This is a genomic window from Stappia stellulata, from assembly GCF_020176715.1.
Taxonomy (GTDB): domain Bacteria; phylum Pseudomonadota; class Alphaproteobacteria; order Rhizobiales; family Stappiaceae; genus Stappia.
The window spans coordinates 258,567-282,177 of the sequence record NZ_JAIVMF010000004.1 but is presented as its reverse complement, the minus strand read 5'-3'; the positions used below and the strand labels follow the sequence as shown (position 1 = coordinate 282,177).

The 23,611-nt window shown below is 66.6% G+C and carries 19 protein-coding genes; 13 read left to right on the top strand and 6 right to left on the bottom strand.

The genetic code is table 11. The annotated features are described in order from the left end of the window. Window positions 1–295 precede the first annotated feature (295 nt). From LC092_RS07640 to LC092_RS07625, 4 genes are read left to right on the top strand one after another with little or no spacing between them, the layout of a single operon-like run. The gene (locus LC092_RS07640) at window positions 296–1,300 is read left to right on the top strand and encodes an AAA family ATPase (protein ID WP_224805856.1); all 1,005 of its coding nucleotides are present in this window, start codon (window positions 296–298) and stop codon (window positions 1,298–1,300) included. A 6-nt stretch (window positions 1,301–1,306) separates the two neighbouring features. After that, window positions 1,307–2,254: a DUF58 domain-containing protein gene (locus LC092_RS07635; protein ID WP_224805855.1), complete on the top strand. Its 948-nt coding sequence runs from the start codon at window positions 1,307–1,309 to the stop codon at window positions 2,252–2,254. Next, window positions 2,251–5,085, top strand: a complete 2,835-nt coding sequence (locus LC092_RS07630; protein WP_224805854.1) for a DUF4159 domain-containing protein — start codon at window positions 2,251–2,253, stop codon at window positions 5,083–5,085. The genes LC092_RS07635 and LC092_RS07630 overlap by 4 nt, the downstream gene beginning before the upstream one ends. An 11-nt stretch (window positions 5,086–5,096) precedes the next feature. After that, window positions 5,097–7,175 carry a hypothetical protein gene (locus LC092_RS07625; RefSeq protein ID WP_224805853.1) on the top strand — a complete coding sequence of 693 codons (2,079 nt, stop codon included), beginning with the start codon at window positions 5,097–5,099 and terminating at the stop codon, window positions 7,173–7,175. A gap of 13 nt (window positions 7,176–7,188) precedes the next feature. On the opposite strand, the gene LC092_RS07620 is transcribed toward LC092_RS07625, so the two are convergent. Beyond that, window positions 7,189–7,698: a GNAT family N-acetyltransferase gene (locus LC092_RS07620; protein WP_224805852.1), complete on the bottom strand. Its 510-nt coding sequence runs from the start codon at window positions 7,696–7,698 to the stop codon at window positions 7,189–7,191. Between the two features lie 375 nt (window positions 7,699–8,073). Here LC092_RS07620 and LC092_RS07615 point away from each other — a divergent pair, with 375 nt between their 5' ends. Then, the gene (locus LC092_RS07615; protein WP_224805851.1) at window positions 8,074–9,054 is read left to right on the top strand and encodes a glutathione S-transferase family protein; all 981 of its coding nucleotides are present in this window, start codon (window positions 8,074–8,076) and stop codon (window positions 9,052–9,054) included. A gap of 10 nt (window positions 9,055–9,064) precedes the next feature. Here LC092_RS07615 and LC092_RS07610 read toward each other — a convergent pair whose 3' ends face one another. After that, entirely contained in the window at window positions 9,065–9,541 is a 477-nt protein-coding gene (locus LC092_RS07610) for an NUDIX domain-containing protein (RefSeq protein ID WP_224805850.1), read from the bottom strand. Between the two features lie 456 nt (window positions 9,542–9,997). Between LC092_RS07610 and LC092_RS07605 the strand changes: the two genes are divergently transcribed. Further along, on the top strand, window positions 9,998–10,906 hold the full coding sequence (locus LC092_RS07605) for a metallophosphoesterase family protein (protein WP_224805849.1): 909 nt from the start codon (window positions 9,998–10,000) through the stop codon (window positions 10,904–10,906). A gap of 47 nt (window positions 10,907–10,953) precedes the next feature. Here LC092_RS07605 and LC092_RS07600 read toward each other — a convergent pair whose 3' ends face one another. After that, the gene (locus LC092_RS07600) at window positions 10,954–11,556 is read right to left on the bottom strand and encodes a hypothetical protein (RefSeq protein WP_224805848.1); all 603 of its coding nucleotides are present in this window, start codon (window positions 11,554–11,556) and stop codon (window positions 10,954–10,956) included. Window positions 11,557–11,732: 176 nt separating this feature from the next. On the opposite strand from LC092_RS07600, the gene LC092_RS07595 reads away from it, so the two are divergent. Further along, complete coding sequence (locus LC092_RS07595) at window positions 11,733–12,209, top strand: YbaK/EbsC family protein (RefSeq protein WP_224805847.1); 477 nt, start codon at window positions 11,733–11,735, stop codon at window positions 12,207–12,209. 15 nt (window positions 12,210–12,224) lie between these two features. Here LC092_RS07595 and LC092_RS07590 read toward each other — a convergent pair whose 3' ends face one another. Further along, window positions 12,225–12,839, bottom strand: a complete 615-nt coding sequence (locus tag LC092_RS07590; RefSeq protein ID WP_224805846.1) for a GNAT family N-acetyltransferase — start codon at window positions 12,837–12,839, stop codon at window positions 12,225–12,227. Window positions 12,840–13,013: 174 nt separating this feature from the next. Here LC092_RS07590 and aguB point away from each other — a divergent pair, with 174 nt between their 5' ends. The 6 genes from aguB (at window position 13,014) to LC092_RS07560 (ending at window position 19,754) form a co-directional block, all read left to right on the top strand. Further along, window positions 13,014–13,895, top strand: a complete 882-nt coding sequence (gene aguB / locus LC092_RS07585) for an N-carbamoylputrescine amidase (protein WP_224805845.1) — start codon at window positions 13,014–13,016, stop codon at window positions 13,893–13,895. Continuing rightward, complete coding sequence (gene aguA / locus LC092_RS07580; protein WP_263627042.1) at window positions 13,892–15,010, top strand: agmatine deiminase; 1,119 nt, start codon at window positions 13,892–13,894, stop codon at window positions 15,008–15,010. Before aguB ends, aguA begins: the two co-directional genes overlap by 4 nt. Before the next feature lie 96 nt (window positions 15,011–15,106). After that, the gene (locus LC092_RS07575; RefSeq protein ID WP_224805844.1) at window positions 15,107–15,388 is read left to right on the top strand and encodes a hypothetical protein; all 282 of its coding nucleotides are present in this window, start codon (window positions 15,107–15,109) and stop codon (window positions 15,386–15,388) included. 187 nt (window positions 15,389–15,575) lie between these two features. Further along, complete coding sequence (locus LC092_RS07570) at window positions 15,576–16,607, top strand: phytanoyl-CoA dioxygenase family protein (protein ID WP_224805843.1); 1,032 nt, start codon at window positions 15,576–15,578, stop codon at window positions 16,605–16,607. 838 nt (window positions 16,608–17,445) lie between these two features. After that, window positions 17,446–18,057: a hypothetical protein gene (locus tag LC092_RS07565; protein WP_224805842.1), complete on the top strand. Its 612-nt coding sequence runs from the start codon at window positions 17,446–17,448 to the stop codon at window positions 18,055–18,057. Window positions 18,058–18,074: 17 nt separating this feature from the next. Further along, on the top strand, window positions 18,075–19,754 hold the full coding sequence (locus LC092_RS07560) for a methyl-accepting chemotaxis protein (protein ID WP_224805841.1): 1,680 nt from the start codon (window positions 18,075–18,077) through the stop codon (window positions 19,752–19,754). 249 nt (window positions 19,755–20,003) lie between these two features. Here LC092_RS07560 and flhA read toward each other — a convergent pair whose 3' ends face one another. Further along, on the bottom strand, window positions 20,004–22,187 hold the full coding sequence (gene flhA, locus LC092_RS07555) for a flagellar biosynthesis protein FlhA (RefSeq protein WP_224805840.1): 2,184 nt from the start codon (window positions 22,185–22,187) through the stop codon (window positions 20,004–20,006). A gap of 49 nt (window positions 22,188–22,236) precedes the next feature. Next, window positions 22,237–23,610 (bottom strand): sigma-54 interaction domain-containing protein, encoded by a 1,374-nt coding sequence (locus LC092_RS07550; RefSeq protein ID WP_224805839.1) that lies wholly within the window; start codon window positions 23,608–23,610, stop codon window positions 22,237–22,239. Between the last annotated feature and the right edge of the window lies 1 nt (window position 23,611).

The window sequence follows — 23,611 nt, the reverse complement described above, 5'->3', positions numbered from 1 at the left end:
TTTGGCCCATACCCTGTTTTGACATGGATGACTCGAGCCGGCCAATCCCACTGAAAGGTGGGGCGGTGGCGATCCGGCGCAAGAGGGTGCGTCGCGATGCCCTCCCATCGGCTTACGGCGCGGGCGCGAGGCTGTCAAACCGGCCGGTCGGAGGCCAGGCGAGCGAACGACCTCGCCGGCGGCGCATTCCGGGTGCGACAGGAGACGCGGGACGGCCCATACTGGCAACGGAAGACTTGCGACAGAAGTCTGGCGACAAAAAACTAGGCGCAGAATCAGGAAGGACGCAGCGGACATGAGTGCCATCACGCAACCCGACATCGACCCGGAAGAAATCGCCCGCGACACCGAGGCGGCCATGGAAAAGATCTCGGCCGCCCGGCGCGAGATCGCGCGCATCATCTTCGGTCAGGAAAGCGTGGTTGAGCGGGCGCTGGTGACGCTGCTGTCGGGCGGTCACGGGCTGCTCGTCGGCGTTCCAGGCCTTGCCAAGACCAAGCTTGTCGAAACGCTCGGCACGGTGCTCGGCCTCGACGCGCGGCGCATCCAGTTCACCCCCGACCTGATGCCCTCAGACATCCTCGGCGCCGAGGTGATGGACCAGGCCCCCGACGGCAGCCGGCAGTTCCGCTTCATCAAGGGGCCGGTGTTCTCCCAGCTCTTGATGGCCGACGAGATCAACCGCGCCAGCCCGCGCACCCAGTCGGCGCTGCTGCAGGCGATGCAGGAGTATCACGTCACGGTCGCCGGCCAGCGCTACGACCTGCCGCGCCCCTTCCATGTGCTCGCCACCCAGAACCCGCTGGAGCAGGAAGGCACCTATCCGCTGCCCGAGGCCCAGCTCGACCGTTTCCTGATGCAGATCGACGTGCATTATCCCGACCGCGACGCGGAACGCCGCATCCTGATGGAAACCACCGGCGCTCATGACGCCGATGCCGAGGCCGTGCTGAACGGCGAGGACCTGATCGCCTGCCAGCAGCTGGTGCGCCGCATGCCGGTCGGCGAGAGCGTTGTCGAGGCAATCCTGGAGCTGGTGCGCTCGGCCCGTCCGGGCGAGACCGACGACGAGCTCGACGGCCTGATCGCCTGGGGTCCGGGACCGCGCGCCAGCCAGGCGCTGATGCTTACCGTGCGCGCCCGCGCGCTGGTCGACGGCCGCCTCGCCCCTTCCGTCGACGATGTGCTCGCGCTCGCCGAACCGGTGCTGCAGCACCGCATGGCGCTGACCTTTGCCGCCCGCGCCGACGGCCACACCATCCGCAGCCTGATCGGGCGCGTCAAAAGCCGGATCGGGTAACCGCCGATGGAGGGCCTTTCGCGCTTCGCATCGCCCCGCGCCGCCCCGGAGCAAGCCGAGGGAGAGGCCTGGCCGCAGGTGGTCGGGCGCGCCCGCGCGCTCGCCGACGCCCTGCCAGACCTTCTGGTCGAGGCGCGACAAGTGGCCATGACGGTCAATGCCGGCTGGCACGGACGCCGGCGCGCGGGCGCTGGCGAGAACTTCTGGCAGTTCCGCCCCTTCGTCGCCGGCGAGCCGGTCAAGCGCATCGACTGGCGCCGCTCCGCGCGCGACGATCATCTTTACGTGCGCGAGCGCGAATGGGAGGCCGCCCATACGGTGTGGCTGTGGGCGGATCTTTCCTCCTCCATGGCGTTCCGCTCGCATCTTTCGCAGACCACCAAGCGCGACCGCGCGCTGGTGCTGTTGCTGGCGCTGGCCGACCTTCTGGCCGAAACCGGCGAGCGCGTCGGCCTGCCCGGCCTGCGCCGTCCGGTCTCCGACCGGCACGCGGCCGAGCGCATCGCCTCGGCGCTTGCCCACGTCAGGGATCCGGTCAGCCTGCCCGACGCCCATGAAATCCGGCGGTTTTCCGATGTCGTTCTGATCGGCGACCTGCTCGATCCGCTGGAGGAGACGCTGGTCTGGATGCAAACGGTCGCGGCGACCGGCGCGCGCGCCCATGTCGTGATGCTGCTCGACCCGATCGAGGAGACCTTTCCCTTCACCGGGCGCACCGAGTTTCATGACCCCGAGAGCGGCTTCCGGCTGACCAGCGGCAAGGCCGAGGACTGGCGCGCCGCCTATACCGCCCGCCTCAACGCCCACCGCGAGACCCTGCGCGATGTCGCGCGCAAGGCCGGATGGACCTTCCTGGTGCACCATACCGACCGCCCGGCGGCGGAACCGATGCTGGTGCTGCACAGCCGCTTGAGCGGTCACCTGATGCAGGACGGCAAGGGAGACGGCGCATGATGTCCTTCCTGCCGCTCGGCTTTACAACGCCTCTGGCGCTTGCCGCGCTTCTTCTGCTGCCGGCGATCTGGTGGCTGTTGCGCCTCATCCCGCCGCGCCCGCGCCAGGTCGCCTTTCCGCCCGCGCGGCTTCTCGCCGACATCGACAAGCGCGAGGAGACGCCTGACAAGAGCCCGCTCTGGCTGACGCTGCTGCGCCTCGCGCTGGCGGCGGCGCTGATCATCGCGCTCGCCGGCCCGGTCTGGCGCCCGAGCGCCGATGCGCCCGCCGGCGACGGCCCCTTGTGGCTTGTCGTCGACAACGGCTGGGCCTCGGCCGGCGACTGGGAAACCCAGCGCGGAACGGCGGAGCGCCTTCTGGAAACGGCGGCGGACCAGGCCCGCCCCGTGCTCCTCGCCGCCACGGCCGAGGGAGCGGACCAGCCGCTTGTCCCGCAATCGGCGCGGATCGCACTGGACCGGCTGCGCGCGCTCGATCCGCGGCCCTGGCCGACGGCGCGCGGCGAACTCACCCTCGGCCTGCGCAAGGCGGCCACGGCACAGGCGCCGGGCGCCGTGATCTGGCTGTCGACCGACAGCGCCGGCGGCACCGACCCGCGCTTCGTGGAAGACCTGCGCGCCATCGCCGGCGAGGCAGCGCTTACCGTCTACACCCAATTGCAGAAGCCGACCGTGCTTGCGGCGGCGCGAAACGACGTCGACGCCCTGACCGCGATCCTTGTGCGCCCGGCCGGGACAACCGCGCCGGTCAGCGTGCGCGCGCTCGACCGCAAGGGCCTGGTGATCGGCGAAGTGCCCGCCGACTTCGGCGAGGACGGCACGACCGGGACCGTGCGCTTCGACCTGCCGGTCGAGCTACGTAACGACATCGCCCGCCTCGAGATCGCCGGCGAGGCGAGTGCAGCCGGCGTCCAGCTGCTGGACGACCGGTCGCAGCGCCGCACCGTCGGGCTCGTCTCCGGCGCCTCGGTCGATCAGGCGCAGCCGCTGCTGTCGCCGCTCTATTATCTCGACCGGGCGCTCTCGCCCTTCACCGAATTGCGCCGTCCGCGCGTCGACAATCTCGACGAGGCGGTGCCGGCCCTGATCGACGAGGGCGTCTCCGTCCTGATCATGGCCGACGTCGGCCGCCTGCGCGATTCCGTGCGCGACGAGGTGGCGCGCTGGGTCGACCAGGGCGGCGTTCTGGTCCGCTTTGCCGGACCGCGGCTTGCCGGCGGCAGCGACGACCTCATCCCCACACCCTTGCGCGCCGGCGACCGCACGCTTGGCGGCAGCCTGTCCTGGGACGATCCGCAGCCGCTGTCGGGCTTCTCCGACGCCTCGCCCTTCGACGGTCTCGACGTGCCCGGCGATGTCACCGTCAACCGGCAGGTGCTTGCCGAACCGGGGCCGGACCTGTCGGAGCGCAGCTGGGCACTGCTTGCCGACGGCACACCGCTGGTCACGGCATCGCAGCAGGGGCGCGGACGCATCATCCTGTTCCATGTCTCCGCCGACACCGCCTGGTCCAACCTGCCGATATCCGGCACCTTCGTGGAAATGCTGCGGCGGATCGTGGCGCTCTCGGGAGCCGCCGCGCCCGCCTCCGACACGGACGGCGAGGCGACGCAGACGGGGCGCGCATCCGGCGACCCGGCGTCGGTTCTGCCGCCGGTGCGCCTTCTCGACGGCTACGGCCGCCTCGGGCCGCCGCCGGCCTCCGCCGTGCCGGTGGACCCGGCCGGCGAGATCGCCGCAAGCCGTCGCCATCCGCCGGGCTTCTACGGACGCGACGACGCCCTGCGCGCGATAAACCTCTTCAGCGCGCCGGAGGACGTCATGCCGCTCGACCTCGAACCCTTGCGCGGCGCGGCCGAGATTGCCGCCTATCCGACCCAGACGGCCAGCGATCTCAGGCCCGTGTTCTTCGTCCTCGCCCTGCTGCTTCTCTTCGCCGACGCGCTGGCGATGATCTGGCTGCGCGGCGACCGCCGTCCGTTGCGCGGCCGCTTCGCCACCTCGGCCGGTGCGGCGCTGCTGGTGCTCGCTGTCACCGCCCTGCCCGGCAGGCCCGCGCTCGCACAGGATACCTCCGCCGACCTGATGGCGCTGGACGCCTCGCTCGACACGCGGCTTGCCTATGTGGTGACGGGGAATGCCGCGCGCGACGAGGCGAGCCGGCAGGGGCTCTACGGGCTGACGCGCTTTCTCGCCCGCCGCACCGCGCTCGAGCCGGAAGCGCCGATGGGGGTCGACATCGCGCGCGACGAACTGGCCTTCTTTCCCCTGCTGTACTGGCCGATCTCGGAAGACAGCGCCCGCCCCTCCCCCGAGGCGCTGGCGCGCATCGACACCTATATGCGCAACGGCGGGACCATCCTGTTCGACACCGCCGACCAGGTGTCGTCGGGCATTTCCGGGCTCGGCGCCTCGCCGGCCGTTCTCCGGCTGCGCGCCGTGCTCGACGGGCTCGACATTCCCCCGCTCGAGCCCGTCCCCGCCGATCACGTGCTGACCAAGGCGTTTTATCTGCTCGACAGCTTTCCCGGCCGCTATGCCGGAAGTCCGCTCTGGGTCGAGGCGAGCGAACGCGACGCCGGCGGCCTGTCGGGCCGGCCGGTGAGGGCCGGCGACGGCGTGTCGCCCGTGCTGATCACCGGCAACGACTTCGCCGCGGCCTGGGCGATCGACGAGGCGGGAACCTACCTCTATCCGACGGTCCCGCCCAACCAGACGCAGCGCGACTTCGCGTTTCGCGCAGGCGTGAACATCGTGATGTATGCGCTGACCGGCAACTACAAGGCCGATCAGGTCCATATCCCCGCCCTGCTTGAACGTCTCGGACAATAGGAGCACCGCTTTTGATCTGGTCCCTGTCCTTCGATCCCCTGGTGCCGATATGGGCGCTCGCGCTTGCCGGCGCCGTCGCCGCCGTTCTGGCCGCCGCCGCCATGCTGATGCGCCTGCCCGCCTGGCCGCTGCGCGGGCTCGCCATGGCGCTCGTCGTCATCGCCCTGGCCGGCCCGGCGATCGAGCGCGAGGATCGCGAACCGCTGACCAGCGTGGTGTCCATCGTCGTCGACGAAAGCCAGAGCCAGCGCCTCGACGGGCGCGACGCGACGACGGCGGCAGCCCTTGAGGCCCTGGAGGACCGCATCTCCGCGCTGCCAGGCTATGAGATCCGGGTGACCCGCGCCGGGCGCGGCGAAGGGGCGGCCGCGGACGGAACCGCGCTTTTCTCCGCGCTTGCCGACAGTCTGTCCGACGTTCCGCCCGAACGCATCGGCGGCGCGGTGATGATCACCGACGGGCAGGTGCATGACATCCCGGAGGCGGCGGCCGATCTCGGCTTCCAGGCCCCGCTTCACGCGCTTATCACGGGCCGCGAGGACGAGGTCGACCGCCGGCTGGCGATTGCCCGCGCGCCGAAATTCGCGCTTGTCGGCTCCGAACAGGTCGTCACCCTGCAATTGCAGGATCGCGGGCCGGCGGAGGCCCAGACCCGCGTGCGCATCGTCGTGCGCCGCGACGGCGAGATCGTCTCCGAACAGCGCGCCCTGCCCGGCTCCACCGTCGACATTCCGATCGAGATCGCCCATGGCGGCGACAACATCTTCGAGTTCACCGCAGATCCGCTCGCCGGCGAGCTGACCGAGCTCAACAACCGGGTCGTGGTCACCGTCGAGGGCATTCGCGAGAACCTTCGGGTGCTGCTGGTCTCCGGCAGTCCGCACGCGGGCGAGCGCACTTGGCGCAATCTGCTAAAATCCGATGCCTCCGTCGATCTGGTGCATTTCACCATCCTGCGCCCGCCGAACAAGCAGGACGGCACGCCGATCAACGAGCTGTCGCTGATCGCCTTTCCCACCCGCGAGCTGTTCTCGGTCAAGATCGACGAGTTCGACCTGATCATCTTCGACCGCTACGTGCGGCGCGGCGTGCTGCCGCTGCTCTATTTCGACAACATCGCCCGCTATGTGCGCGACGGCGGCGCGGTGCTGGTCGCAAGCGGCCCGGACTATGCCGACGGCGGCAGCATCTACCGCACGCCGCTCTCGCCCGTCCTGCCGGCCGAGCCGACCGGCGTCGTCTATGAAGAGCCGTTCCGCGCCGAGATCTCGGAGACGGGAACCCGTCATCCGGTCACCCGCGACCTGCCGGGCGGCAACGCGACCCCACCGGACTGGAGCCGCTGGTTCCGTCTCGTCGAGGCCAATGTCGCCAATGCCGAAACGCTGATGAACGGGGCCAACGACAAGCCGCTGCTGGTGCTCGGCCGCGAGGGCGAGGGCCGCGTCGCGGTGCTCCTGTCGGACCACGTCTGGCTGTGGGCGCGCGGCTATGAGGGCGGCGGTCCGCATGTCGCGCTGCTTCGCCGTCTGGCGCACTGGCTGATGAAGGAACCGGACCTGGAGGAAGAGGCGCTGCGGCTGAGCTCGCGCGGGGCCGAGGTCGTCGCCGAGCGCCAGACCATCGGCGAAAGCGTCGGCGATCTCGTTCTTACCCTGCCCGGCGGCGAAACCCGCACGCTGACACCCACGGAAGTGGCGCCGGGACTGTGGCGCGCGAACACGCCCGCCCCCGATCTCGGCCTCTATACGGTGGATGACGGCACCCGAAAGGCGCTGGTCCATGTCGGTCCGCCGAACCCGCGCGAGTTCACCGACGTGCTGTCCACCACCGCGACGCTCGCCTCGCTCAGCGCGGAAACCGGCGGCGCCACCCGCCGGATCGCCGATGCCGGCGGGGAATTGCTGATGCCGCGGGTGGTGCCGCTGCGCCGCGCCACCGCCTTTGCCGGCGACGGATGGATCGGCCTGCAATCGACGAATGCCAGTGTCCTGAAGGGTGTCGACCGCTACCCGCTGTTCCAGGGGCTGCTTGGCCTTGCCCTGCTGCTCGGCGCGGTCTCGCTGTTGTGGTACCGCGAGGGCCGCTGACGCCCCGCGCCGCTCAGGCGAGCCGCGCGCGTCCGCCGCGCACCGCGCCGGTCGGGAACGGATCGTCTGGCCTGAGATTGGCGAGAAGCACCCGCGCCGGATCGGCGGGACCGGGCAGCGCGATGCTTCCCGGCGGAACCGGCGCGAAGCCGAGCGGCCCGTAATAGGGCGCATCGCCGACCAGAAGCACCGAACGCTCGCCCAGCGCCTGCGCCGTCTTGATGACATGCGCAACGAGCAGACGCCCCAGCCCCCGGTTCTTGAAGGCGGGCGCGACGGTCAGCGGCCCGAGCAGGAGCGACGGCGCGGTGCCGATGGTGATCGGCGTGAGCCAGACGGAGCCTGCCAGGGCATCGCCGCTCATGCCGACGAAGCTCAGCCTGGGATCATGCGCAACGCCCTCGCGCAGCCGGAACGCGGTGCGCGCGAAACGGCCGGGGCCGAAGGCTTCCGCCTGAAGGGCTTCGATTTCAGGAAGGTCGGCGGGGGTTTCTGCCCGAATGAGCCAGGACGATGCAAGCATGGGTATGGATCCGTAAACGCAGGAAAGACTTGGAAACTGCGTGGCCTGCGGATCCGAAAGCTGCGGTCAGAAAAAGGGCAGCACGGGGATCGTCAGCGCGGACGCAGGACAACGCGCGAGGGGGTGCCTCGTCGCTCGTCTCTTCGTCGCTGCCGTTCGATCCTGATCATTGCCCGTTGCCGCAATCATGTGCTCGCGCGCCAAAAGCGCGTCTTTCGAGGCGGGTGGGTAGCACGCGCGCCCGCCCGCGTAAAGCCAAAGCTTGGTGCTCCGTAACCGTTCACTCTCGGCGAACGCACCATTCAGGCCATTGAAGATGGGAGCGTTTTCCCCAATTGTGAGTACTGAAACCCCGAAACGAGAAGGATATGTGTCATGGGCCTCCTGGTAGAGGGCGTTTGGAACACCGATTGGTACGACACCAAGTCGACGGGCGGACGGTTCGTGCGCAACAGCGCCGCCTTCCGCAACTGGGTCACGCCCGACGGCAGCCCCGGCCCCAGCGGCGAAGGCGGCTTCAAGGCGGAAGCCGGCCGCTACCACCTGATCGTCTCCTATGCCTGCCCCTGGGCGCATCGCACGATGATCCTGCGCAAGCTCAAGGGGCTTGAGGACAAGATCTCGCTCAATGCGGTCGAGCCGCTGATGCTGGAGAACGGCTGGACCTTCGCCGAACCGGATCCGGTGACCGGCGCCGAGACGGCCTGGCAGGTCTATGTGAAGGCGGATCCGGTCTACACCGGCCGGGCGACGGTCCCGATTCTCTGGGACACGAAGACCAAAACGATCGTCTCCAACGAATCCGCCGAGATCCTGCGGATGTTCAACTCCGCCTTCAACGGTCTGGAGGGGGTGAACGCGGCCCTCGACGTCACGCCGTCGACCCAGCTCGCCGAGATCGACGCGGTCAATGCCCGCGTGTACGACACGGTCAACAACGGCGTCTACAAGGCCGGTTTCGCCACCGCCCAGGACGCCTATGAGGAGGCGGTGACGAAGCTGTTCGAGACGCTCGAATGGCTCGAGGAGAAGCTGGACCGGCAACGCTACCTGATCGGCGACGCGATCACCGAGGCCGACTGGCGGCTGTTCACCACGCTGCTGCGCTTCGATCCGGTCTATGTCGGCCATTTCAAGTGCAACATCCGCCGCATCGCCGACTATCCGAACCTCTTCAACTATCTGAAGGAGCTGTATCAGCATCCCGGCATAGCCGAGACCTGCGACTTCGAGACGATCAAGGCGCATTACTACGGGTCGCATGACACCATCAATCCGACCGGTATCATTCCCGTCGGCCCGGCGCTGGACCTGACCGCCCCGCATGATCGTGGCCGGCTGCAGGCCGCCGCCTGAGACCCGAAAGCTACCACCTGGCGTCGACGGGCGCGGCGCCGCTGATTTCCGCGATCCGGCGCCGGGTCGCGGGCGTCGTGTCCTGCGGAAGCGCGTCCAGCGAAAACACCCCGGTCTCGCTGATCTCCAGCCCAGCCGGCGGCCCGTCACCGAGTTGCACCTCCTCCAGGCAAAATAGCGCGACGTGATCGCGCGGCGACTGACGCGCGTTGAGATACATGGAAAACAGCCGGGGCGGCGCCAGCGCCCGCGCGCCCGTCTCCTCTAGAAGCTCGCGTTCGGCGGCCTCTGCCAGCGTCTCGCCCGGATCGACCGCCCCGCCCGGCAGATACCAGCCGGGCATGTAGCTGTGACGCACCAGCAGGATACCGCCGTCGTCGCTGCGAACGGCGATGCGCACCCCGAGGGTCATCGTCCGGCGCAGGCGGTTGGCGGCGAGGGTGATGCGGCGCATCACGCGCATCGGCAGGGACGTCGGTGGCGGCACGTTTCTTCCTCCGTGGATGGCCGGCGCGGCGGAGCGCTCCATGGGTTGCAAATATACAGACATTCTTAACTCACCATGCGTGCCCTGCATGGGTGCACTGCAAAACTGGCGCTTGTGGCAAACGGCGGTTTCAACGACATTCGCGCTGCAGGCGAAGGGGTGCCCCCGGATGACCGGAGAGATGGTTTTCCCCAATCTGCATTCTCAAGGAGAGAGACATGTTCTCGGCGTTCTTCCAGCGGCGCGCAAACCGTCGTTATGCATGGCGTCCGGCTGTCGACCTGACCAACCCGCGCATCGCCGCGGTGTTGACGACCTTCAGCGGCAACTGAGCCAGCGCAGACCCCGGCTCCGCACGCGCGGACCGAGATCCGCACCAATCACGCGCAAAGCGCCCGGATCCGTCCGCGGCGCTTTTTGCTTGACCGGCGCCACACTTCCCCTTGTTGTGGCACCATGTTTCGTCTCGCCCATCTGTCGGATCCCCACCTTGGCCCGCTGCCCGACACCCGCATCCGCGAGCTTCTGTCGAAGCGCGTGATCGGCTACGTCAACTGGCACAGGAGCCGCGCCCGCTCGATGACCGCGACCTGGCTCGACGGCATCGTGGAGGATATTCACGAAAGCGCGCCCGATCACATCGCCGTCACCGGGGATCTGGTCAACATCGCGCTCGACCTGGAAATCTCGGCCGCCCGCCACTGGCTCGACGCCCTCGCCCCGCCGGATCTCGCCTCGCTCGTTCCGGGCAACCACGATGCCTATGTGCCGGGCGCCTTGCGCCGCGCGCTGCATGCCTGGTCGCCCTATATGACCGGCGACGACTGCCATGAGCCCGCCTTTCCCTTCGTGCGGCGGCGCGGACCGGTCGCCATCGTCGGCGTTTCCAGCGCCCGCGCCAGCGGCCCCTGGTTCGCGACGGGCCGGGTCGGCAGCCGGCAGGCCAGGGCGTTTCGCGAAACGCTTGTAAAGCTCGGCGACGAGGGCGCGTTCCGTGTCGTCATGATCCACCATCCGCCGCAACGCGGCGCCACCGGCTGGCACAAGCGGCTGACGGATGCCTCGCGCGTGCGCGCCGCGATCAAGCGCTCCGGCTGCGAACTGGTGCTGCACGGCCACACCCATCTGGCGACCCGTGTGGAGATCGACGGTCCCAGGGGACCGGTTCCGGTGATCGGCGTGCCGTCGGCCTCGAATGCGCCCGGCCACAAGCGCCCGGCCGCACGCTACAACCTGTTCTCGATTTCGGGATCGCCCGGAAACTGGAACTGCGAGATGGAAGAACGCGGCTATCGGGCAAGTGCATCGGGCGACAAGGCGACGGTCGAACATCTCGCCAGCCGGCACCTGGTCATTCCGGGCTAGGACCGTCGATGAAAGGTCTGTCCGCGCACCGGACCGCCTTGCCGCGATCAGTTCAGCGGATTGGCGAACCAGGCATAGCCGACAAGACCGGCAGCCCCGACCAGCAGGCCGATGGCAAAGGCGGCAAAGGGCGCCCACAGGCCGCGCACACTCGGCACCGGCGCTTCGACCGGCGCACCGGCCGGGGGATCTTCCGCCCGCGGGGCTTCCTTCAGCCGCTTGGTCAGCCAGTCGCCCTCCACCGCGCGCTCGCGCTCCAGCACCCGCTCGGCGATATATTCGGTGATGCAGTCGGCCATGTCCTCAAGCTCGGGCGTCTCGAGAATCACCGTGCGGCCGATTCGCGTGTCCTTAATGAAGCGATACACGCGCTTGTCGCGCCCCATGGCGACATGGCTGGTGATGTCGATCCACAGCCGCGGCAGGTTGCCGGCGACGATCTGGAAGGAGAACTGGTCGTCGTCTTCCGGAACCTCCTTGAAGACGTCCTGAAGCTCTTCCGCCAAGAGTTCCAGACGGGCCCGCTCGGATTCCTTCAAATCCACAACGACATCGGTACGCTCGACCTCTGCAAGTTTGACCTTGCGAATTGCGTCGCGAAGACTGCGCACCTTGGCGTGCGGAACGACATTGTCGCGCGATCTGCTCATGCGGCACCCTGTTTTCAACCACGGACGACGGGTCTTTCCCGCGCTCACCCGGTAAACGAACTCTTAACGAAAATGCTTACCACACCCATTCTGCAATCGCAGCAGCCCGACTCCCCGTGAAAGATTCATCCACGATCAAAGTCGTTTTTATGGTTAACGAACATTAGGACTGATTCATGGCAAAACAATCAAGCACCGACCGCGTTCTGGACGCCGCGCGCGGTGCCGGCCTCGACATCGAGATCGTCGAGATGCCCGCTTCCACGCGCACCGCAGAGGAAGCGGCCGCCGCCTGCGGCTGTTCGATTGCGGAAATCGTCAAGTCCCTCGTCTATCTCGGCGCCGAAAGCGACACGGTCGTGCTGCTGCTCGTCAGCGGCGTGAACCGGGTGGATGAGGCCGCCGTCGGCCGCCATCTCGGCGAAGCGCTCACCCGCCCCAACGGCCGCACCGTGCGCGAGCGCACCGGGTTTGCCATCGGCGGCGTCGCGCCGCTCGGCCATATCGGCGAACTGCGCGTCTTCATCGACGAGGATCTGGCGCAATTCACCACCGTCTGGGCGGCGGGCGGCGCGCCGAACAGCGTCTTCCGCACCACCGTCGAAGACCTGCGCGCAGCCACCGGCGGTATCTGGCTGAAGATGACGGCCTGAGCCGCGCGGCGGGCCTCAGTCGGCGATCAGCGGGATGCGCGGCGCGACGTCCCGGGGCAAGACGCCGGTCAGGCGCGGATCGTCCTCGATCTCGATCGCCCGCTTGTAGGGCATGAAGCCGCTCGACATGTAGAAGCCGAGCGCCTGCGGGCTGTCGGCCGTGCAGGTGTGCACCCAGAAGCGCGTGGTGCCGGCCCGCGCCCAGGCCTTGTCGATGGCCTGGTTCATCAGCCAGCGCCCGGCGCCGCCGCCAATCGCCTCCGGAACCAGCCCGAAATAGGCCAGCTCGACATCGGCGGGGTGGGAAAAATCAAGCTCCAGAAGACCGGCCGCATCGCCGTCTTCCGTTCGGCAATAGTAGACCTCGTGGCCGGGTGAGGTCAGGGTCTTGACGAGGGCCGCATCGTCGAGACCGAGCCGGCCGAACCACAGCCACGGGTCGCCGATGCGGCGAAACAGCCGGCGGTAGTCCGCCGGATCGGGCGTCTCGATCCGCTCCAGCCGCAGGTCGGGCCGCGCCACCTCGCGAGTTTCAGGACGCGCGCGCATCTCCAGAAAGGTGACGATGTTGGCGATCTTGCCGGCGGGCAGATCGGTGTAGCCGGAGAGGTCGACGGACAGGCTGGGCATAGATCTCACACGAAAAGAGGTATCTAGGGTCCCCTCACCTAGCCCTGCGGCTTGCGCGGATCAAGCGGCCGCACCGGCAATCCGGGCAATTGGCGCAAGCGTCCACATCCGATAGTCTTTGCGGTTAACCGGCCCGTCCCGCCTACCGGCAACGCAACTTCTCGCGGAGTTTTCATGCGCCCCGTCGTCCTCGCCGCCCTGCAGATGGCGTGTTCGCCAGACCGCGACGCCAATCTCGACCGCGCCGAACGGCTGATCCGCGAGGCTGCGCGAAAGGGCGCGAACATCATCCTGCCGCAGGAGCTGTTCGAATATCCCTACTTCTGCCAGGACGAGGCGCCGGACCTTCTGCTGCGCGCCCAGCCCGCAGAGGGACATGTCGCGATCGCCCGGATGCAGGCGCTGGCGAAAGAGCTCGGCGTGGTCATCCCCGTCAGCTTCTACGAGCGCGCGGGCCAGGCGCGGTTCAACTCCATCGCGATCATCGACGCCGACGGGCGCAATCTCGGGATCTACCGCAAGAGCCACATCCCGCAAGGCTCGGGCTACCAGGAGAAATACTATTTCTCGCCCGGCGACACCGGCTTTCGCGCCTTCGACACCCGCTTCGGCCGCATCGGCGTCGGGATCTGCTGGGACCAGTGGTTTCCCGAAACCGCGCGCGCCATGGCGCTGATGGGCGCGGAAATGCTGTTCTTCCCGACCGCCATCGGCTCGGAACTGCTCGACCCCGACTGGGATTCCGCCGCGCACTGGCAGCGCGTGATGCAGGGTCACGCCGGTGCCAACCTGATGCCGCTGGTCGCCGCCAACCGCATCGGCACCGAGCCGGGCCGGGCCGGCACGGAACTGACCTTCTACGGCTCGTCCTTCATCACCGATGCCACCGGTGCCAAACTGGCGGAGGCCGACCGCACGAGCGAGACGGTGCTCACCGCCCGTTTCGACCTCGACGAGGTCGCTGCCCTTCGCGCCGCATGGGGCGTCTTCCGTGACCGCCGGCCGGAGCTCTACACCCCCCTGACGACCCTCGACGGGACCACGCGCCGGACATGACACCCACGATGACGCACCCGCTCTCCTCCACCCCGCACGCCGACGGCTTCCGCATGCCCGGCGAGTTCGAGCCGCATTCGGGCTGCTGGATGATGTGGCCGGAGCGGCCCGACAACTGGCGGCTGGATGCAGGACCGGCGCAAGAGGCCTTCGCGGCCGTCGCCGAGGCGATCCACCCCTCCGATCCGGTAACGATGGCGGTCTCGCGCGCACAGTTTTCCAACGCCCGCGCGCGACTGTCGCCCGGCATTCGCGTTGTCGAGATCGCGAGCGACGATGCCTGGATGCGCGACATCGGCCCGACCTTCGTCATCGACGCCAAGGGGCGCCGCCGGGCCGTCGACTGGCGCTTCAACGCCTGGGGCGGCGATTTCAACGGCCTCTACACGCCCTGGGACCGGGATGACGCCGTGGCGGCGCGCGTCGCCGAGCTTGAGGGCGTCGAGCACTACCGCGCGCCCTTCGTGCTGGAAGGCGGCGCGATCCATGTCGACGGCGAGGGAACCGCCTTCACCACCGAGGAATGCCTGCTCAGCCCCGGCCGCAATCCCGGACTTTCGAAAGCAGAGATCGAGGACCTTTTGAAGGACTACCTCGGCGTCGAGACGGTGATCTGGATCCCGCGCGGCGTGCATGAGGACGAGACCACCGGTCACGTCGACAATCTGCTGCATGTCTGTGCGCCCGGCCTCGTGGCGCTGACTTGGACCGAGGACCGCGACGATCCGCAAGCCGAGCGCTCGGCCGAGGCGCTCGCATTGCTGGAGACAGTGCGCGATGCAAGGGGGCGCAGGCTCGAGATCGTGAAGCTGCCGGCACCGGGGCCGCTCTACATGAGCGCGAGCGAGGCGGCCGGAATCGCTGCGGCGACGACCGGCATGGCACGTGGCGGCGGCCAGCGGCTGGCGGCGAGCTATGCCAATTTCTACATCGGCACCGGCCGCGTGGTGTTTCCCCTGCTCGATCCAGCGACCGACGGCGCGGCGCGGCATATCCTGCAAGACCTCTTCCCGACGCGGGAGATCATCGGCGTTCCGGGCCGCGAGATCCTGCTCGGCGGCGGCAACATCCACTGCATCACCCAGCAGGTGCCGGCCACCCCGGCACCCGCCTGACGCGCGGCGCGCTTGCAAAACGCGCAAAACGTTAAACCGGCGTTAACCATAAGCGGGCGAGGATTGCGACCGAACAACAGGAATGCATCAACCCCCATGGCCGGCATCGGTTCTTCTTTTGGCAAGGCGCAGAAGTTTTCGTTCTACGAACGGAACAAGGCGTGGCGTGCCAAGCAGCGGGACCACAACGAAAAGTTCCTGAACCAGCAGGCGGTCGCCTCCAACGTCTTCGGCGTCAATGTCGGCGCGACCCAGGCGGCCACCGAGCTCCTGTTCCAGAAGGTGGTGCAGCGGGTGCAAAACGAAGCGCAGTCGAAGATCGGCGAGCAGAACGACGCCATCGATTCCGCCATCGAAAGCCTCGACGTCACCATCTAGTCCATCCCGCTCAGGCCTTTCGAACCTTTCCGGCGACAGCAATCCGGCTGTCGGGGAAGCGCAACGCCGATTGCTGGGGGCGCGCTTTCCGCACTTCCGGCTGGACCGGGCGATGCGCGCGCGCCAATAATGCCGCGCGGACCGGCAGCCATGCCAGCAAGGGGCACCAGGTGAGGACCACCGGCGGATGAAACCTCAAGAGTATCTGAAACTGCCGTTCTGGCTTTTCGGCATCGCCGGCACGCAGAAGTCGCTGCGCAAGAACCCGGTTCTTGGCAGCCCGTATCTCAACCGGCTGGGCCTCCACCGCGCCCGCGTGAAACTGGCGGCGAGAATGGCGGCGGCCCGGCGCGCGCGCCTCGCCGCCGGCCTGTCGGACGCAGACCGCCGCGCGTTCGACGACAACGGCTACTTCCTCACAAAGGATTTTCTGCCAAGGGACGATTTCGAAGCCTTGCGCAAGGCCGCCTTCGAAAGGCGGTTCGAGGCGCGCGAAATGCGTCAGGGGCCCACGGTCACCCGCATGGTGCCCTTGCCGCCCGCCGTGCTGGCGCGTCATCCCGCGATCGCACGCACGCTGCGCGACCCGCGTGCCCTTGCCCAGATCCGCTACGCCGCCTCGCAGGGCGGGGAGCCGCTGGGCTTTTTCCAGACGGTCATCGCCGCTCCCTCAAAGGCCGTGGACCCGCAGACGAATGTCCATTCCGACACGTTTCACGCCACCTCGAAAGCCTGGCTTTTTCTCCAGGACGTCGGCGAGGATGACGGGCCGTTCTGCTTCGTGCCGGGGTCGCATCGGCTGACGCCGGAGCGGCTCGACTGGCAGCATGCGTGTTCCCTGTCGGCGGCCGCGGATCGCGACAGCCACCATGCGAGCGGCTCGTTCCGGGTGCGCCCGGAGGATCTGTCGGCCCTGGGTCTGCCCGCGCCGGTCCGCATGACGGTGCCGGCCAATACGCTGATCGTCGCCGACACTTTCGCCTTTCACGGACGCGCGCCCTCCGACCGGCCGACCCTGCGCTGCGAATTGCACTGGCACATGCGCCGCAACCCGTTTCTCCCCTGGACCGGCCTGGACCCCAAATCCCTGCCGGGCCTGCGCGGCCGCGAGCTGGAGCTGTTCATGGCGCTGTCGGATGCAAAGGAAAAATACCTGAAGAAACGCCACATCTGGCGTCCGGTCGGCGAGGTCGCGGTCAACGCGCCGGCGCAGATATGATCATTGCGGCCTCCCGCGGAAGACCGTCGATGACGCGGCAGCAACTGGCCTAGCCGTTCCGGCCGTCTTCAGCCTGGTGCGGGCATGCACCTCGTTCCGGCTCATCACCGTGGTATGGGCGCGGAAGCGCTCGACGATGGAGCGCATGAAGGGCCGGGTCTGCGGCGAGGTCAAGAGCACCGGAACCTTGCCGGCCGCAACGCATGTATTCGGGGATGGTCTTCGTCCTAGCTGTTGAAGCCGGGTAGCTTGGCGCCCTGCGGCCATTGTGTCCGGCCATTGTGTCCGGCCATTCACGCAAGCGTCGGACCGGGTGATGGCGCAGGCATTCGATGCACTCAACCGCAAGGGTCTGCATGCCCTGCGAACAGGAATAGGGTCGCGAGGATCGGTCCGACAGCCCCGCCTTGCCCGCCCCCGGGGGTCGTGGGCGTACCTGCGATCGGTCGTGCGTCGAGACACTCCGGACGATGTCGCTGCCCGGCGGACCGACCAGTCGTCCTCTTCAATTCTTCCAATCCTCACCGCTCGAGCCGACGGCGCAACGCGCGCAGGCTTGTGAATGTCTGTCCCCGGCGCTGCGGGCGGAAAGACGGCGTATTGCAACCCCGACCTCCCGACCTTGCCCGGGCGAACAATCCACAAAGCTGCCACAGCCGAATCATGCCGTAAGGTTATCGTGAATTTTACATACTCAAAATAATAACACTCAAATACAATATTGTCATTTGTAATAATATATAAAACTATATTGAATTAAGACTCCACATTAAGAAACAGTTAGGACTTTTTTATTCAAAATGCAATTTATGAGGGTAGTTTCAAGAGGTGCATGCTCATGAGGAGCGCTTCATTCGGATTGTTGTTTTGTCTCGTTTTTTCAGGCGAAGCCGATGCCCTCGGCGCTGGCACGGCACCTGATGCCTCCGGTTTGCTCGACCCAATCACAATGGGGAAGATGATCGACCTGGTTGGTCACGATGTCGTGCAACTCATGGTTTCAAACCAGAATCGAAAGTACGAGAGCCTTCAGGAGGATGAAATCAAACTCCTTGACGAGCAATGGGTCCAGGAACGGGCAAGGACAGATCAGCCGCTTGTCGCGGCGACACTGTCCAATCCGTTGTCGGCGTATCTCACGAGGATACAGGCTGAATCGCGCGGCGCGATCCTCGAGATAATCGTCATGGACAGATACGGCCTGAACGTCGGCCAGTCGCAGATCACCAGTGATTACTGGCAAGGCGACGAGGCAAAATTCCAAAAGACGTTTCTTGTCGGAACGGATGCAGTCTTTGTCGATGAGGCTGAGTGGAACAGCGAATACGGCATCTGGCACACCCAGCTCAACTTCACCCTAAGCCATCCTGAGACGGGGCAGCCGATCGGAGCTGCGACCATCGAAGTGAATTTGACCGAGCTGACCCGGCGTCAGCAGTTCGCGCAATAACGTTCAGGGCCAGACACATGAAGAACTTGTCGATCTCGTCTAAGGGACTCTTGTCCTACAGTCTCATGGCAGCGACCGGCGTTGTCGTCTGCTTGTTCATGTTCCTTTCCGCAGATGGAGCGAACGACTCGGTCAAACGCTACGAAAAGGTAAACGCCTCGGTCGTTGCCAACCAGGTTCTCAAGGCGGAGATCTCATATCAGGCAACATCCTTGAAGAACTTCATGTTGTCGGGCGACCGGAAATGGGTTGGCGAGGTCGACAAGGCTGCGGACGTGATCAACGCGACCTTTGAAACGTTGAACCAACAACTGCAGGCCGGAGGGGCGAGCCAGACAGCATCCCTGTCACAGCTGCGAGGGGAGTGGGATGCTTGGTACAGGGAGTATGCCCTTCAGCAGATCGACTACATGCGCAACTCCCGCACAGTCGAACTGGCCAAGGCGATTGAGGCCACCGGCGAGGGCGACCGGTCTCTGCAAGTCGTCTACGATACGCATGCGCGTGTTCGCGGACTGCTGGCCGAAGAGCTCAAGACACTGGCGAGCGAACAAGCCGAAAAACTTGCCTTGATGAAAAACGTCGCCGTTTTTGGCGGCGCCGTGTTTCTGACGTTCGCTGCCATTTTCGGATGGATCAACTTCGCGCTTGTGGCAAGGCCGATCAAACTGCTGGCCAGATCCACCGCCAGTCTTGCCAAGGGAAATACTTCGGTGGACCTCTCCAACGACGGCCGCAAGGATGAAGTCGGCGATTTGCTGAACGCTCTGATCGTGTTCAAGGACAACCTGATCGAGCGCAACCGCTTGTCGTCCGAACGCGAAACCGCGCGTGTCAGCGAGGCGGAACGGCAGAAGCGGGTTGAAGACCTGATCGAAGAATTCCGGGTTGTTTCGGGTCAGTGTCTCGATGTCTTCAGCACGAACTCCGGACAACTGCAGTCTGCCGCGACGACCATGTGCGATGTGTCTGGCAAGACAGCCGAACGCACGATTCTGGCGGCCGAGAGGTCCTCCTCCGCGGCAGACAACGTCGAAGCGCTGGCTGCTGCCAGCGAACAAATGTCCGCCTCCATCGCCGAAATCGAACAGCAGATATCCAATGTCAAAGACCTGGTTCAAAACGCCGATTCGGAAACACGGGAAACGGATCAGAAGATTTCCGGTCTGTCCGAAGCTGCCGGCAAGATCGGCGACGTGGTCAGCCTGATCCAGGCGATTGCCGAACAAACCAACCTCCTTGCGCTGAATGCAACGATCGAAGCTGCCCGGGCTGGCGAAGCCGGTCGCGGATTTGCCGTCGTCGCTGCGGAAGTCAAGGAACTGGCAGAGCAGACGGCAAAGGCAACCGATGAAATCAGAAGCCAGGTCGAAGGGATTCAAACGCAGACATCCGACGCCGTTTCAGCGATCAAGGTGATTTCCGGGACAATCGCGAAGGTCAATGAATTTACGGTCGGGATCGTCGCTTCGATCGAAGAACAAAGCGCGTCGACACAAGAAATAAATCGCAATGTCACCAGTGTCTCCGGAAAAACACAGGAAGTATCCGAAGCGGCGGGTCAGGTGTCCGACGATGTCAGGTCGACCCTGGAAACATCGCAAAGCGTCATGGGATACTCGAAGGATGTGGCGACAGAAGCCGAAAGACTGTCCGAAATCGTCGACCGGTTCCTGGCAGGCGTAAAAGCTGCCTGACGGCAGTGACCGCGACCTGACTGCGCGGAGTGGGCCACGTCCATCGGCGGGCCAACGGTGGGCCGCGAGATCATGCGAAAGCCTCGATCTCGCGGCAATCCTCGCAAACTCCAAAAGCCGCGACGATCAACGCATTCCTCCGCCAGATTGCCGGTGTCGGCCCTGTCGAACCCGCCGCGAGCGACGGGATCGGCTCACCGGTCATCCGCAAGCCGCAGCGCAAGGCCCTGAGGCTAGGACGACCGCTCCCTAAACCGTTCCGACCGTCTTCAGCCTGGTGCGCGAATGCACCTCGTTCTGGCTCATCACCGTGGTGTGGGCGCGGAAGCGCTCGACGATGGAGCGCACGAAGGGCCGCGTCTGCGGCGAGGTCAGGAGGACGGGAACCTCGCCCGCCTGCGCCGCCTGCTCGAACGCATCGCGCACCAGCCGCACGAACTCCTGCAGCTTGGACGGCGCCATGGCGAGCGAGCGCTCGTCGCCCTCGCCGACGATGGCCTCGATGAAGGCCTGCTCCCACTGCGGCGACATGGCGATCAGCGGCAGATAGCCGCCTGGCGCCTGGTTGGCGGCGGAAATCTGCCGCGCCAGCCGGGTGCGCACATGTTCCGCGATCGTCGCCGGATTGCGGGTGAAGCCGGTCGCCTCGGCGATGCCTTCCAGGATCGTGCCCAAGTCGCGCACCGAGATGCGCTCGGACAGAAGCGTCTGCAGCACGCGCTGGATGCCGGACACTGTGATCTGGCCCGGAACGATATCCTCCACCAGCTTCGCCTGTTCGCCGGTGATCTCCTTGAGCAGCTTCTGCACGTCGGCATAGGTGAGCAGTTCGGCGACATTGCCACGGATCGTCTCGGTGAGATGGGTGGCAAGCACGGTCGCGGGATCGACGACCGTATAGCCGCGCAGCGCCGCGTCCTCGCGATATTGCGCCTCCACCCAGGTCGCCGGCAGGCCGAAGGTCGGCTCGGTCGTGTGCTGTCCGGGCAGCTTGACCTGCCCGCCATGCGGATCCATGACCATGAAATGGCCGGGATAGAGCTGACCCTCGCCGGCGGCCACTTCCTTGACCTTGATGACGTAGTCGTTGGCGCCGAGCTGGATGTTGTCGAGGATGCGCACCGGCGGCATGAGAATGCCGAGATCGGCGGCAAGCTGGCGGCGCAGCGCCTTGATCTGCTCGGTCAGCTGGTCGCTTTCCGCGCCCGTCCCGTTGATCAGCGACAACAGCGCATAGCCGAGCTCGATGCGCAGCTCGTCCATCTTCAGCGAATCCGTGATCGGCGCTTCCGCCGGCGGCGGCGGCGCGGCGGCCGCCACCTCTGCCGCCTGGGCCTGGTCGGCCACCTCCTTGTGCGATTTTCCGGCCCGGAAGGCCAGATAGCCCGACAGTCCGGCAAGGCTCAGGAACGGCAGCATCGGAATGCCCGGCAGCATGGCGAGCGTCACCATGACGAAGGACGACATGCCAAGCGCCTTGGGGTAGCCGGAGAGCTGCCTGGCGAGCGCCTTGTCGGCGGACCCGGAGACGCCCGCCTTGGACACCAGAAGGCCGGCCGCCGTGGAGACGATCAGCGCCGGGATCTGCGACACCAGACCGTCGCCGATGGTCAGCAGCGTGTAGGTCGTCGCCGCGTCGCCGAAGGAGAGGTCCATCTGCGCGACGCCGATGATGATGCCGCCGACGATGTTGATGAAGGTGATCAGCAGGCCGGCGATGGCGTCGCCACGCACGAACTTCGAGGCGCCGTCCATGGCGCCGAAGAAGGTGCTTTCGTCCTCCAGCTCGCGGCGGCGGGTGCGCGCCGTCGTCTCGTCGATGAGGCCCGCGCTCAGGTCCGCGTCGATCGCCATCTGCTTGCCGGGCATGGCATCGAGGGTGAAGCGTGCCGCGACTTCCGCGATACGCCCCGAACCCTTGGTGATCACCACGAAGTTCACGATCACCAGGATCGAGAACACGATGATGCCGATGATGAAATTGCCGCCCATCACGAAATGGCCGAAGGCCTGGATGACCTGGCCGGCGGCGTCGGTGCCCTCGTGCCCGTTGGCAAGGATCAGCCGCGTGGACGCCAGGTTCAGCGCCAGCCGCAACATGGTGGCGATCAGCAGCACCGTCGGGAAGGAGGAAAATTCCAGCGGCTTTTGAATGAACAGGCCGGTCATCAGGATCAGCACGGAAAAGATGATCGAGATGGCGAGGAACAGGTCGAGCATGAACGCCGGCATCGGCAGGATCAGCACGACCAGAATGACCATGACGCCAAGCGCCAGCGCGATCTCGCCGCGGCGGATGGCATCCCAGATGGAAGAGACGTTCAGCCCGAAGGCGGCAAAACCCGCGCTGGCACGGCCAGGCGCGGGCGCGGCGCCGGGCACCTGCGCGGGCACACCCGCATCACCGCCCTCGCGTGCCGTCACATCGCTCATCGACCGCCCTCACTCACACCGCTGTTTCCTGTCCGTCCGCCGCGCCGCCTCACGCCACGGCGACGCGGGCTTCGCCAGGACCGGGCACACTCATGCCCTCATCCGCATACTGATTCAGCTTGTTGCGCAAGGTGCGGATCGAAATCCCCAGGATCTTGGCGGCATGGGTGCGGTTGCCCAGGCAGTGGTCGAGCGTGTCGAGGATCAGGTCGCGTTCGACATCCGCGACCGTGCGCCCGACATAGCCGCGGTTGACGGCCTCCGCCGTTGCGGCGGCAGTGGCGGCGAGACGCGCATCCGCGCCCTGGCCGGCGGCGATCGGGCTGCCGTCCGGCATGCGGATCGCATCGGGGTCGATTTCGTCGCCGCTCGCAAGCAGCACCGCGCGATGCATGGTGTTTTCCAGCTCGCGCACGTTGCCCGGCCACGGATTGGCGATCAGCATGCGCCGCGCTTCCTCCGAGATCGGCCGCTTGGCAATGCCGTTCTCGCGCGAATAACGCTCCACGAAATGCTGCGCCAGCTCAAGGATGTCGCCCGGACGCGCCCTGAGCGGCGGCAGCTTGAGATTGACCACATTGAGCCGGTAGAGCAGATCCTCGCGGAACGTGCCCGCGCGCACCGCCTCGGCCAGGTCGCGGTTTGAGGTGGCGATGATGCGGATGTCGACGGGCACGGGCTTTGCTCCGCCGACCCGGTCGATCACCCGCTCCTGGATGGCGCGCAGCAGCTTGGCCTGCAGCCGCACGTCCATTTCCGAGATCTCGTCGAGCAGCAGCGTGCCGCCGCTGGCCTCCTCGAACTTGCCGACGCGGCGCGCAACGGCGCCGGTGAAGGCGCCCTTCTCGTGGCCGAACAGCTCCGATTCCAGCAGATGCTCGGGGATCGCCGCGCAATTGATCGAGATGAACGGCTTGTCGGCCCGGTTGGAGCGGGCATGCACATGGCGGGAGATCACCTCCTTGCCCGATCCGGATTCGCCCGTCACCAGGATGGAGGCGTCGGAGGCGGCGATCTGCTCCGCCAGCTTCACCACGGACGCCATGGCATCGTCGCGGTAGATCACGTTGGACTGGTCGCGCGCGACGGCGGCAAGCACCGCGGCGATCATTTCCGGATCCGGCGGCAGCGGGATGTATTCCTTGGCGCCGGCGCGGATGGCGGCGACGGCCGCACTCGCGTCGGTCTTCACGCCGCAGGCAACGACGGGCAGGTGGAACCGCTCGCGCTCCAGATGCGCGATCAGCCCGGCGATGTCGAGGCCGACATCCGCCATCACCAGATCGGCGCCGCGCCCCGAACGCAGCACCTTCAGCATGTCCTCGACGGTGCCGGCGTGGGTCACCGCCGCACCGCCATCCATCGCGATCTTCGAGGCGGTGATCAACTGGCCTTCAAGGGTGCCGACGATCAACAGTCGCATG